The organism is Shimia sp., from assembly GCF_041624275.1.
In the GTDB taxonomy this organism is placed as follows: Bacteria; Pseudomonadota; Alphaproteobacteria; order Rhodobacterales; family Rhodobacteraceae; genus Shimia.
Genome location: NZ_JBFJVE010000075.1, coordinates 1 through 12830, shown reverse-complemented (window position 1 = coordinate 12830; position 12830 = coordinate 1). Strand labels below are relative to the sequence as shown.

Here is a 12830-nt window from a genome sequence, read left to right as displayed (position 1 = left end):
GACCGGCGGCGACGGCAACGACGTCTTCAGCCAGGGCATCGGCTATGGCGCCTCGGACGTGATCGACGCCGGCGCCGGGGACGACACCATCCGTCTCAACCTCTACGGCTACAATGCCGCCGCGCCGGTCAATGTCGACGTCACGCTGGGCAGCGGCGCCGACACGATCCAGTTCGACTATACCTACAGCGTCTCTCAGGCGCAGGTGACGGTCAGCGACTTCAATACTGCCGAGGACACGGTCGATCTCAACTATATGCTGAACAACCAGTTCAGCGGCTGGGACGGCTCGACCAACCCCTTCGCCGATGCCGCGCTGGACCCGAACGGAGGTTTCCTGCAACTGGTGCAGGTCGGCTCGGACGTGGTCCTCAGCGTCGACATGAATGGCGGCGGCGACAGTTTCTCGACCCTGATCGTGTTCGAAAATTCGCTGGTTGGTGATTTCTCCGAGGCCAACTTCAACCCCGCCTACCCGCCCGACGGCACCGTGCCGGCCGGCATATTGGTCAACGGCACCGCCGCCAGCGAGACCCTGAACGGCACCATCGGCGCCGACACGCTGAACGGGCTTGACGGCAATGACTATCTCTGGGGCGGCGCCTCTCCGGACACGCTCGATGGCGGCAACGGCAGCGATCAGCTCCATGGCGAGGCCGGCGACGACCTGCTCTTCGGCGGCGACGGCAACGACTATCTCTACGGCGAGGATGGCGACGACGTCATGAACGGCGGCGCCGGCTATGACAACCTGCAGGGCGGCGACGGCGACGATCTGATGGATGGCGGCGACGGCGGCGGCACGCTCAATGGCGGCAACGGCGGCGACACCATGATCGGCGGCACCGGAACCGACTATTTCTATGCCGGTTATGATTTCGCCGTCGACGTGATGACCGGCGGCGACGGCAACGACGTCTTCAGCCAGGGCATCGGCTATGGCGCCTCGGACGTGATCGACGCCGGCGCCGGGGACGACACCATCCGTCTCAACCTCTACGGCTACAATGCCGCCGCGCCGGTCAATGTCGACATCACCCTTGGCAGCGGCGCCGACACGATCCTGTTCGATTATACCTACAGCCTGAACTACGCCCAGGCCACGATCAGCGATTTCGACACCACCGAGGACACCGTCGATCTCGACTACCTGCTGAACAACCAGATCTCCGGCTGGGACGGGGTGTCGAACCCCTTCGGCTCGGGCTACATGCGTCTGGTGCAGGACGGCGCCGACACGGTGCTCGAGATCGACCTCAACGGCAATGGCGACGGCTTCCAGACGGCGCTGGTGTTCTCGAACACCAATGTCGAGGATTTCACCGACCAGAACTTCCTGATCGACCCGGTGACCTCGCAGGGCTACAACCCCGACGGCAGCGGCGTCTTCGGCTCCACGATCTCGGGCACCGCCATTGGCGAAACCCTTGACGGGACCTTCGGCGACGACCTGCTGTCGGGTCTCGGCGGCGCCGACACGCTGAACGGCGGCAATGGCGCCGACGATCTTTCGGGGGGCGACGGGGCCGACCAGCTGACCGGCGGTTTCGGCAACGACACCATGAGCGGCGGCGCCGATGCCGACAGCTTCGTCTTTGCCCCCGGCGGCGGCGACGACGTGATCACCGATTTCTCGGTCGGAGACGACATCCTGTCGCTGCAATCCGGTCTCAGCATCACCAGCCTCAGCGATGTCGACACCAATGCCGACCTCAGCAACGATGCGCTGCTGGTGCTGTTCAGCGACGACAGTTCGGTCCTGCTCGAGGGCGTCACCGGGATCACCGATCCCAACGACCTGCTGTTCTGAGCCGGCCTGCCGGGGGACCGGGCGACCGCGCGTCGCCCCTGCCCCCGCCCGCGCCGGGTCACGGTGCGGGGCGGTTCAGGTCGCGCCGGCCGCCAGCCGGCCGCGGAAATCGGCGATGGTCATTTCCAGCCCGTCGCGCAGCGCGGTCTCGGGCGCCCAGCCCAGCCGCTGGCGCGCCCGGCTGATGTCGGGGCAGCGGCGGCGCGGATCGTCGATGGCGGCGGGCTCGCGCCGCATCGCCACCGCGCTGCCGGTCAGCGTCCGCACCAGCTCGGCGATCTCCAGAACGCTGCGCTCGTCGGGGTTGCCGATATTGAACACCTGCCCCTGCAACCCGCGCCCGGCGGCGAGCGCCAGAAGCCCGTTCACCGTGTCCGAAACATAGCAGAAAGACCGCGTCTGGGTGCCGTCGCCGAAGACCGTCAGCGCCTCGCCGCGCAGCGCCTGGACGACGAAATTCGACACCACCCGCCCGTCGTTGATCGCCATTCCCGGCCCGTAGGTGTTGAACAGCCGCGCGATGCGCACATCGACGTTCTTCTCGCGGAACATGTCCAAGAGATAGGTCTCGGCGGCGCGCTTGCCCTCGTCATAGCAGGCGCGCGGCCCGGTGCAGCTGACATTGCCCCAATAGGTCTCGGCCTGCGGGTGCAGCTCGGGGTCGCCATAGACCTCGCTGGTCGAGGCCTGCACAATCCGCGCCCCGTGGCGCTGCGCCATCTCGACCAGGTTGGCGCTGCCGAAGACCGAGGTCCGCCAGGTCTGCAACGGGTCGGCCTGGTAATGCTCGGGCGAGGCCGGACAGGCGAGGTTGATGACCAGATCGCAGGCCATGTCGAGCGGCGCGCAGACATCATGGTCGACGACGCTCAGCCGGTCGCCCTCGAGACCGGCCAGGGTGGCGCGCGATCCGGTGTGGAAATTGTCCAGCACCGTGACCCGCGCCCCCTGCTCGAGCAGCCGCCGCACCAGATGCCCGCCGACGAAACCGGCGCCGCCGGCGACCACAATTCTCTGGTTCTCGAAATTCAAATGTAGCGCTCCCAGTTCTCGTCGATCAGCTGCCCGGCGACCCGCGCTTCGGCCTCGAAACTCATCGCATTGGCCAGCGCGCGGCCGTTCTCGGCGATCGCGCGGGCCTCGGCGTCATGGTCGCGCGCCCAGGCGATGCGTTCTTCGAGATCGGCGAAATCGGCCCGCACCGGCACGTAATGCTCCCAGGGTTTCAGGCGGTCGTAATACCACATGCGAAAGCCGAAATCGCTGGCCACCTTGAACACGCAGCAGCCCATCAGCAGCCGGTGAAACAGATTGTCCCAGCTGTTGGCGAAACCGTCGATGTCGATGGCGTATTTCTTGCCGAACCAGGCGGTGTGCTCGACCCGGTCGCGCAGCATGCCGGCGGCCTTCAGCACCGGGTAGTATGCGGTATGTTTGGGCTCGGGAAAGCCGAAGTCGATCTCGCTGCCCATACAGTGCCAGGCCAGGCGGATCCGCTGGCGCGTCGCCGGGTGGTCGGCGAGGTCAGGGAAGACGTTGAAATAGCCGTTGCCGTTGGGCCCGCCGCGCCAGACGATGTCGGTGCTGCGCTGGTCCCATGGCAGCAGTTCGTCTCCGGCCCGGTCGCGCAGGGCCTGAAACCCCATTTCGTTGAAGAAATACAGGTCGGGCAGCGCGGTCTTCTCGGCCCGCTGGGTGCAGAACAGGAAGCCGCCCTCGCTCCAGTGGTCGCCATCCGACATATGGGTGACGATGCGGCCGACGTCATCCGAGGCCATCATCCGCCAGTACAGCATCGCCGGCAGCCGCCCGGCCACGGTGTTGAACAGATGGCGGAACGGCCCCGCGACCCGGTTTGCCAGCACCAGGTCAAACCCGCCCGAGGTCTTCTCGATGGCCACGTCATAGACCAGATCATTCTCGGCGGTGAACCGGACCCGCAGGTCGGGCATCACCTCAACCAGCGGCCGCAAGCGCTTTTGGGCGCGCGATTTTATGATGCTGGCGGCAAGGAATTTTTCCATCAATCAGCCTTCTGACAATCTCTCAACCAAATGTCAGAGGCACCATGCCTGCCCTGCCGGAGAACCGGCCTCTGCCGGCCTTGAAGAAAGACCGAAATCGCCGGCCAGTCAACCGCCGGCGCCGGGGCCGCGGCCGATCTCAGGTGTTGAACAGGAAGTGCAGCACATCGCCGTCCTTAACGGTATATCCCTTGCCCTCGGCGCGCATCTTGCCCGCCTCCTTGGCGCCCTGCTCGCCGTTATGGGCGATGAAATCGTCAAAGGCGATGGTCTCGGCGCGAATGAAACCCTTTTCGAAATCGCCGTGGATGACCCCGGCCGCCTGCGGCGCCGCGGTGCCCTTGCGGATGGTCCAGGCGCGGGCCTCCTTGGGGCCGACGGTGAAATAGGTCTCGAGGTGCAAAAGCTCGTAACCGGCCTTGATCAGCCGGTCGAGCCCGGCCTCTTCCAGCCCCATTTCCGACAGGAACATCTCGGCTTCCTCGTCCTCGAGCTGGCTGATCTCTTCCTCGATCTGGGCCGAGATGATGACATGGCTGTTGCCCTGTGCGGCGGCCATTTCACCGACGCGGGTCGAATGGGCGTTGCCGGTCGCCGCTTCGCTCTCGCCGACGTTGCAGACGTAAAGCACCGGCTTGGTGCTCAAGAGCTGCAGCATCTTCCAGGCCTTGGCGTCCTCGGCGTCGACCTCGACCAGCCGCGCCGGCTTGCCGTCCTCGATCATCGCCTGGGCGGCGGCCAGCAGCCGGTCCTGCTGCTGGGCCTCCTTGTCGTTGCCCTTCAGCTTGCGCACCAGGTTGGCGCGGCGTTTCTCGATGCTTTCCAGATCGGCCAGCATCAGCTCGGTCTCGCTGGTCTCGGCATCGGCCACCGGGTCGACGCGGCCGTCGACATGGGTCACGTCACCGTCTTCGAAACAGCGCAGCACATGGGCGATGGCGTCGGTCTCGCGGATATTGGCCAGGAACTGGTTGCCCAGACCTTCGCCCTTCGAGGCGCCCTTGACCAGCCCGGCGATGTCGACAAAGGTCATGCGGGTGGGGATGATCTGCTTGGAGCCGGCGATCGCCGCCAGCCGGTCAAGCCGCGCATCGGGCACCCCGACCTCGCCGACATTGGGTTCGATGGTGCAGAACGGAAAATTCGCCGCCTGCGCCGCGGCGGTCTTGGTCAGCGCGTTGAACAGCGTGGATTTGCCGACATTGGGCAGCCCCACGATTCCCATCTTGAAACCCATTTCTGGTCTCCTGTCACAGTGTCGTGCCGCTAATAGGCAGTGTTGGGGGGCGGCGCAAGCCGCTGTTGCCGCCGCCGGGCATTTCCGCGCGCCCAAGCGGCATTGATTTTCCGGGCCGAATTGGGCACACCCGGCACACAGGAAGCACGAGGGACCCCCATGACTCGCATCGACGCAAAATTCGCCGAACTGAACGCGGCCGGCAAAAAGGCCTTCGTCGCCTATGTGATGGCGGGCGACCCGGATTATGATGCCTCGCTCGAGCTGGTCCGGGGCCTGCCCGGCGCCGGCGTCGACATCATCGAGCTGGGCCTGCCCTTCACCGACCCGATGGCCGACGGCCCCACCATCCAGCTCGCCGGCCCGCGCGCGCTCGAGGCCGGCATGACCCTGCAACGCACGCTGGATCTGGCCACCGAGTTCCGCAAGAGCGACGACAGCACGCCGATCGTGTTGATGGGCTATTACAACCCGATCTACAATCGCGGCGTCGACCGGTTCCTGAGTGACGCCAAGGCGGCCGGCATCGACGGGCTGATCGTCGTCGACCTGCCCCCCGAAGAGGACGAAGAACTGTGCATTCCGGCCCAGGCGGCGGGCATCAACTTCATCCGCCTCGCCACCCCGACCACCGACGACAGGCGCCTGCCCAAGGTGCTGCAGAACACTTCGGGCTTTGTCTATTACGTCTCGGTCACCGGCATCACCGGCGCTGCCGAGGCCCAGGCCGGCGATGTCGGCCCCGAAGTGGCGCGCATCAAGGCCTCGACCGACCTGCCGGTGATCGTCGGCTTCGGCATCAACACGCCCGAGAAATCGCAGGCCATCGCCTCGGTCGCCGATGGCGCCGTGGTCGGCTCGGCCATCGTCGGCCAGATCGCCGCCGGCAAGCCCGCCGCCGAGGTGCTGGGCTTCGTCAGGTCGCTGGCCGACGGCGCCCATCGCGCCTGATCCGATGTACGCCCTCGCCTGGACCTCTTTGCGCCGCAATATCGCGCTTTACGTGGTGGTGACCGTCACCGTGGTCATGCTGGAACTCATCATGAGCGCCGTCGGCATCGTCACGCTGGTCTTTGCCGGGCTGGCGATGCTCTATACCCACCGCATCGTACAGCTTGGCGAAAGGCACGGCTGGGCCGACCCGCTGAGCACCACCGGCAAGGACGGCGGCAAGGTGCCGATCATCGGCTACCTGCTGCGCTTTCTGGCGATCTTCGTCGCCCTGATGCTGGTCGTCAGCGGCGGCTTCATGGCGCTTGAGGCAGCCACCGGCATGACCCAGCGCGCCCCCGACACCCAAAGCCGCCTCGTGATCCTCGGGGTGGCGCTGGTGGTGCCGGCGCTGGCGGCGATCCTTGCCGCCATCGGCACCGTGCTGCCGGCCTGCGCCGAACGCGCCGACACCTCGCTGCGCAGCGCCCTGGCGCGCGGGCGCAAGACCTTCGGGCGCACCTTTCTCGACCTGCTGATCGGCCCGGTGGCGCTGGCACTGGCCGGCAGCCTGCTCTTGGGGCAGATCGGCTGGCTGCTGGGCGGGCTCGAGGGCTGGCCGCCGCGCATCCTGCATCGCATCGCGGCCACGATCCTGACGATTCTCCCGGCGATTCTCGCCGCAACCGCCCTCAGCAGGGCCTATCTTGCCGCGCAATCGCGCTGAATTCTTCAGAAACGCCAATCTTTTCAACCGGTTCCTGCATGTTTCAGGGGCCGGCACCCGCCTGCGCGAAATGTCCCACTTGCGAAAAACCCGCCGTATTGGTAAAGAAGATTTACCAATATCGAGAGGAAGTACTGCGAAATGCCGGTAATCACCAATATTGAAGACCTGAAACGCATCTACGAACGCCGCGCCCCGCGCATGTTCTACGATTATGCCGAATCCGGCAGCTGGACGGAAAAGACATTTCGCGAAAACACCTCGGATTTCGAGGATATCTACCTGCGCCAGCGCGTCGCGGTGGACATGACCGGACGTTCGACCGCCAGCCAGATGATCGGCGAGGATGTGGCCATGCCGGTGGCGCTGGCCCCGGTCGGGCTGACCGGCATGCAATGCGCCGACGGCGAGATCAAGGCCGCCCGCGCGGCCGAGAAATTCGGCGTTCCCTTCACCCTCTCGACCATGTCGATCTGCTCGATCGAGGATGTGGCCGAACACACCACCAAGCCCTTCTGGTTTCAGGTCTACACGCTGAAGGACGAAGACTTCATGCGCCGCCTGTTCGAACGCGCCCGCGCGGCGGGCTGTTCGGCGATCGTCATCACCGTCGATCTGCAGGTGCTGGGCCAGCGCCACAAGGATCTCAAGAACGGCCTCAGCGCTCCGCCCAAGCTGACCCCGAAATCCATCGCCAACATGATGACCAAGGTGCAGTGGGGCCTTGGCATGCTGGGCACCAAGCGGCGCTTTTTCGGCAATATCGTCGGCCATGCCCATGGCGTGAAAGACGCCAGCTCGCTCTCCTCCTGGACCGCCGAGGCCTTCGACCAGTCGCTCGACTGGGCCCAGATCGCCAAGTTCAAGGAAATGTGGGGCGGCAAGATGATCATCAAGGGCATCATCGACGTCGAAGACGCGAAAATGGCGGCCAAGGTCGGCGCCGACGCGATCATCGTCTCCAACCACGGCGGCCGCCAGCTCGACGGCGCGCTGAGCTCGATCCGCGCCCTGCCGGCGATCATGGACGCGGTGGGCGATCAGGTCGAAGTGCATCTCGACAGCGGCATCCGCTCGGGTCAGGACGTGCTGAAGGCGTTGGCGCTGGGCGCCAAGGGCACCTATATCGGCCGCGCCTTCGTCTACGGGCTGGGCGCCATGGGCGAGGCCGGCGTCACCAAGGCGCTCGAGGTGATCCACAAGGAGCTGGACATCTCGATGGCGCTCTGCGGGCGGCGGCGCATCGACGAGCTGGACCGCTCGATCCTGATGATCCCCGAAAACTTCGAAGGCCGCTGGCAAAGCTGACGGCCCCCTTTGACACCCCCTACCGGGCGCGCGATACTGCGCCCGGGCAGGCGATCGAGGGGCAATGCTGGTATTCTTCAAACCCAATCTGGCGCTGTTCTCGGTGCCCAAGACCGGCAGCACCTCCTACGGGCTGGCATTGCGCGGCCATGCCGACATTGCCTTTGCCAAGCGTACCAAGCACATGACGGTCGGCAAGTTCCACAACAAGGTGGCGCCCTTCCTCGCCAAGACCTTCGGCGTCACCCCCGAGCGCATGGCGATCATGCGCGACCCCGAAGATCACCTGCGGTCGTGGTACCGCTATCGCTGTCGCAAGAAACTGCGCGACAGCCCCGCAAGCACCATCGACCAGAGTTTCGACGAATTCGTGCTCGACGTCATCGGCGCCGCCCCCTCGCCCGGCGCCCGCATCGGCAGCCAGTACAAGTTCCTGTCGCTGGCCGACGGCACGGTGCCGGTGCATCATCTCTTTGCCTATGAAGACCAGCCCCAGATCCGCGGCTTTCTCGAAGAGCGGCTTCAGGCGGAATTGCAGATCGGCCACAAGAACGTCTCGCCGCCGGTGGCGGCCCCGCTCTCGCCCGAGGTCGCGGACAGGCTGCGCGCCGCCCGGGCCGAAGAGTTTGCGCTTTATGCGCGGCTCTGCGATGCCGGCGGCCACCTCTGCGCCCTTGACGGCGCCGGCTGAGCCCCGCCGCCCGCAAATCCGCCGCAGGCGGGCGGTTTCCTTGAAAACCCCCTTTCCAATCCGGCAACTCTGCGCTATAGGCGCGGCTTCACGCGGGGTTACAGCCTTGGAGGAATCCCGCCCTAACATATTGGAGAATTCAAATGGCTGGACAGATCCCTGATCTTCACGCCGAAGTCCGGACGGGGACAGGCAAGGGCGCCGCTCGTCAGGCACGTCGCGATGGTATGGTTCCCGGAGTCGTCTATGGCGGCGACCTCGACCCGCTGGCAATCCAGATGCCCTTCAACGTGCTGCTCAAGCGCCTGAAGTAAGGCCGCTTCCTGTCGACCCTGTTCAACCTCAAGGTTGAAGGCCAGGAAGACGTGCGCGTCATCTGCCGCTCGGTGCAGCGCGACGTGGTCAAAGACCTGCCGACCCACATCGACCTGGTGCGCCTGCGCCGGACCTCGAAGGTCAAGCTCTTCATCCACGTTGAGTTCCTCAACGAAGAAGAAGCCCCCGGCATCAAGAAGGGCGGCGTGCTGACCGTGGTCCGCCCCGAGGTCGAACTGGAAGTGACCGCCGGCGATATCCCCGAGAAGATCGAGGTCGATCTGACCGGTCTTCAGGTCGGCGATACCGTCACCATTTCCTCGGTCAAACTGCCGGCCGGCGCCAAGCCGACCATCGACCGCGACTTCGTGATCGCCAACATCTCGGCCCCGTCGGGCCTGCGTTCGTCGGAGAACGAGGACGAAGGCGGCGAAGCCGAGGCAGAGGCAGCCGAAGCATAAGCTTCCGCCCCTTTCCGAATTCAGAGAACGCGGCCCCCGGGGGTCGCGTTTTTTGTTGGCCGTCATGCCCCGCCACCCGCCATCGGCCCGCCAACAGCCCTGCCGCCCCCCTGAGCTCCGCCTGTGCTCCGCCTGAGCTCCGCCTGTGCTCCGATTGAACTTGCTGCCCGACCCGCCTATAGATCGGGTCACAAGCTTCACCATCTCGGACAGGACGATGAAACTCTTCGTAGGGCTGGGCAACCCCGGGCCGAAATACGCCGGCAACCGCCACAATATCGGCTTCATGGCGCTCGAGCGCATCGCCGAGGACCACGGCTTCGGCCCGTGGAAATCCCGCTTTCAGGGCGTGGTGAGCGAAGGTCTCCTGGGCCGCGAAAAGGTGCTGCTGCTCTGCCCCGCGACCTTCATGAACCTGTCGGGCCAGTCGGTCGGCGAGGCGATGCGCTTTTACAAGCTGACCCCGGCCGATGTCACCGTCTTCCATGACGAGCTGGACCTTGCCCCCGGCAAATGCCGGGTCAAGACCGGCGGCGGCCATGCCGGCCACAACGGGCTGCGCTCGATCCACCAGCATATCGGGGCTGATTACGACCGGGTGCGGCTGGGCATCGGCCACCCAGGCCACAAGGACGCGGTCTCGGGCTATGTGCTGCGCGATTTTGCCAAGGCCGAACAGGGCTGGCTCGACGATCTGCTGCGCGGCATCGCCGATGGCGCAGCGCAGCTGGCGGCGGGCGACAGCGGCAAGTTCATGAACGCCGTGGCGCTGCGGGTGAACCCGCCGCGCGCCGCGACCGGCAGGCCCGGGGCGGCGGCCGGCGCCAACCCCGCCCAAGCCGCCAAAACCGACGCCGCGCCCGCGCCCGAGGACAACCGCAGCCCGCTGCAGAAACTGGCCGACAAGTTCCGCTGAGAACCCTGTCCCAACGTCACCCTTGTCAGACCCGCCCCTCTGCGTGTCCTATTGCGCAACAAGGGAGAGTTGTGATGCGTGTGTTTGGCAAATGGCTGGGCCGGCTTCTGCTGGCGCTGATCGTCGCCGCGGTGGTGGTCTATGGCTGGAAACGCGAGGAAATCCACCGTCTGCTGGCGGTCAACACGCTGTTTTCAGAAGAAAAGATCGTCAGCAACTTTTCCGCCATGAACGCCGCCTTCCTGACCCGCGAGCTGCCGCGCGGCGCGGGCCCGGTGTCAGAGCTGCCCGCCGGCCCCGTGGCCGAGATGCCCGCCGACCTGGGCCAATGGGCCGAGACCCGCGCCGTCACTGCGCTGGTGGTGCTGAAGGACGGCGCGCTAGTGCATGAAAGCTATTACCTCGGCACCAGCCCCGAGGACCGGCGGATCTCCTGGTCGGTGGCCAAATCCTATCTCTCGGCGCTGTTCGGCGTGGTCCATGCCGAAGGCCATATCGACAGTCTCGATGATCCGGTGACCAAATACGCGCCATCGCTGGCCGGCACCGCCTATGACGGCGCCACGCTGCGCAACGTGTTGCAGATGTCGAGCGGCGTCACCTTCGACGAGGATTACCTCGACTACAATTCCGACATCAACCGCATGGGCCGGGTGATCGCGCTTGGCGGCACCATGGACGGCTTTGCCGCCGGGCTGACCGAGACCTTCATCGCCCCCGGCACGCAGTGGCAATATGTCTCGATCGACACCCATGTGCTGGGCATGGTGATCCGTGGCGCCACCGGGCGCAGCGTGACCGAGCTGATGGCCGAAAAGATCATCGCCCCGCTGGGCTATGAGGCGGCGCCCTATTACATCACCGACGGCACCGGGGTCGCCTTTGTGCTGGGCGGGCTCAACATCCGCACCCGCGATTATGCCCGTTTCGGCCAGATGTTCCTGCAAAACGGCAGCTATGGCGGCCAGCAGGTGGTGCCCGCCGACTGGGTCGCCGAAAGCACCGTGCCCAGCGCCAAAACCGCGCCGGGCGAGCTGCAATACGGCTATCAGTGGTGGATGCCCAAGGACGCCCGCCCGGGCGAGTTCTTCGGCATCGGCGTCTATGGGCAATATGTCTATGTCAACCGCCCGGCCGGCGTGGTCATCGCGATGAACTCGGCCGACCGCAAGTTCAAGGAAAGCGGCGTCACCGACGCCAATATCGCCATGTTCCGCCGCATCGCCGAAGCCCTGTGAGCCGCCGGTTTGGCAGCTCGGGCGATTTCGTCTAGTCTCGCTTCAGGTCAGCCGGAAAGGATCGCGCGACATGCAGATGGACCCCTCGCTCAACGTGCTGGGCACGACGCTTGAGCCCTGTTCACGCGCGCCCCTCACCGGGTTTTTCCGCGACGGGCATTGCAACACCTGCGATGAGGACACCGGCCAGCACACGGTCTGCGCGGTGATGACGGCCGAGTTTCTGGCCTTTTCCAAATATGTCGGCAACGACCTGTCCACGCCGCGCCCCGAGCTGGGCTTTGCCGGGCTGCAACCGGGCGACCAGTGGTGCCTCTGCGCGACGCGCTTCCTGCAGGCCCATGACGAGGGCTGCGCCCCCCGGGTGCGGCTGGCGGCAACGCATCAGAACGCGCTTGAGGTGGTGCCGCGCGAGGTGCTGGAAAGCCACGCGCTGGAAGAGTAGCGGGGCGTTTTTGGGGGGCGTCCAGAGAAACCTAGGGCAGCGCCCGACCCTGGGTCGGGGTGAGCGGCGTCATGGAATTTGTCTGGTAGACAAATTCAGCCGCGAACGGGCGGAGCCCTAAAGAGCGCCCTCCCGGGGGGTGGCTCGGGCGCTGCCGGGCGCGTTACGCTATTTAGTAGAACTTTTCTTCTAGTGTAGATAATTAGCACTCTATTGCTGGAGGGGATGGCTCGTGAAAAAACTGCTTATTACCGACTTGGACAACACTTTGTTTGACTGGGTCGATATTTGGTATCAGTCGTTTTCGGCAATGCTCAATAAACTGACTGAAATCTCGGGAATATCTAGTGAAGTACTAATTCCTGAAATTCGCAGAGTTCATCAACAACACGGTACGAGCGAATACGCCTTTTTGTTGGAAGAACTTCCAAGCCTAAGAACGAAATTTCGCGGAAAAACCGTTGTCGAGGAATGCGCTGAAGCAATCACAGCATACAGGCAGGCGCGTGCAGCAGCTTTGAAATTGTACCCAACCGTTCTCGAAACATTGGATACCCTGAAGGCAAACGGCGTTTCAGTATTCGCGTACACAGAATCGATGGCATTTTACTCCTCCTACCGGGTCAGAAAACTCGATCTAGACGGACGAATTGATGTTCTGTTTTCTCCGATGGACCATGATCTGCCTCGTGGGCTTACAACTGAAGACTTAAGAAAGTATCCCCAAG

At 64.8% G+C, this 12830-nt stretch carries 12 protein-coding genes and 1 pseudogene; 10 read left to right on the top strand and 3 right to left on the bottom strand.

Annotated elements, in window-relative coordinates; genetic code table 11:
- Positions 1–1810 (top strand): calcium-binding protein (locus ABZD10_RS07775; RefSeq protein WP_372885614.1); only part of this gene is annotated, 1810 nt, incomplete at its 5' end.
- A 75-nt stretch (positions 1811–1885) separates the two neighbouring features.
- On the opposite strand, the gene ABZD10_RS07770 is transcribed toward ABZD10_RS07775, so the two are convergent.
- The 3 genes from ABZD10_RS07770 to ychF form a co-directional block, all read right to left on the bottom strand.
- Positions 1886–2842 carry an NAD-dependent epimerase/dehydratase family protein gene (locus ABZD10_RS07770; protein ID WP_372885612.1) on the bottom strand — a complete coding sequence of 319 codons (957 nt, stop codon included), beginning with the start codon at positions 2840–2842 and terminating at the stop codon, positions 1886–1888.
- Positions 2839–3834: a glycosyl transferase family 90 gene (locus tag ABZD10_RS07765; protein ID WP_372885610.1), complete on the bottom strand. Its 996-nt coding sequence runs from the start codon at positions 3832–3834 to the stop codon at positions 2839–2841. The genes ABZD10_RS07770 and ABZD10_RS07765 overlap by 4 nt, the downstream gene beginning before the upstream one ends.
- 139 nt (positions 3835–3973) lie before the next feature.
- The gene (ychF, locus tag ABZD10_RS07760) at positions 3974–5071 is read right to left on the bottom strand and encodes a redox-regulated ATPase YchF (protein WP_372885608.1); all 1098 of its coding nucleotides are present in this window, start codon (positions 5069–5071) and stop codon (positions 3974–3976) included.
- 159 nt (positions 5072–5230) lie between these two features.
- Here ychF and trpA point away from each other — a divergent pair, with 159 nt between their 5' ends.
- From trpA to ABZD10_RS07715, 9 genes and pseudogenes are all read left to right on the top strand, one after another.
- Entirely contained in the window at positions 5231–6022 is a 792-nt protein-coding gene (trpA, locus tag ABZD10_RS07755; protein WP_372885606.1) for a tryptophan synthase subunit alpha, read from the top strand.
- A 4-nt stretch (positions 6023–6026) separates the two neighbouring features.
- On the top strand, positions 6027–6728 hold the full coding sequence (locus ABZD10_RS07750) for a hypothetical protein (RefSeq protein WP_372885604.1): 702 nt from the start codon (positions 6027–6029) through the stop codon (positions 6726–6728).
- Between the two features lie 141 nt (positions 6729–6869).
- Entirely contained in the window at positions 6870–8036 is a 1167-nt protein-coding gene (locus ABZD10_RS07745; RefSeq protein ID WP_372885602.1) for an L-lactate dehydrogenase, read from the top strand.
- Positions 8037–8100: 64 nt separating this feature from the next.
- A complete protein-coding gene (locus ABZD10_RS07740; protein WP_372885600.1) occupies positions 8101–8727 on the top strand; it encodes a hypothetical protein in 627 nt (208 codons plus the stop codon).
- 143 nt (positions 8728–8870) lie between these two features.
- Positions 8871–9503 (top strand): annotated as a pseudogene (locus ABZD10_RS07735) (50S ribosomal protein L25/general stress protein Ctc).
- Positions 9504–9720: 217 nt separating this feature from the next.
- A complete protein-coding gene (gene pth, locus ABZD10_RS07730) occupies positions 9721–10419 on the top strand; it encodes an aminoacyl-tRNA hydrolase (protein WP_372885598.1) in 699 nt (232 codons plus the stop codon).
- A 74-nt stretch (positions 10420–10493) separates the two neighbouring features.
- Positions 10494–11657: a serine hydrolase domain-containing protein gene (locus tag ABZD10_RS07725; RefSeq protein ID WP_372885596.1), complete on the top strand. Its 1164-nt coding sequence runs from the start codon at positions 10494–10496 to the stop codon at positions 11655–11657.
- Between the two features lie 70 nt (positions 11658–11727).
- Complete coding sequence (locus ABZD10_RS07720; protein ID WP_372885594.1) at positions 11728–12102, top strand: DUF2237 family protein; 375 nt, start codon at positions 11728–11730, stop codon at positions 12100–12102.
- 232 nt (positions 12103–12334) lie between these two features.
- Positions 12335–12830: HAD family hydrolase (locus ABZD10_RS07715; RefSeq protein WP_372885592.1), on the top strand; the 496-nt coding region annotated here is incomplete at its 3' end.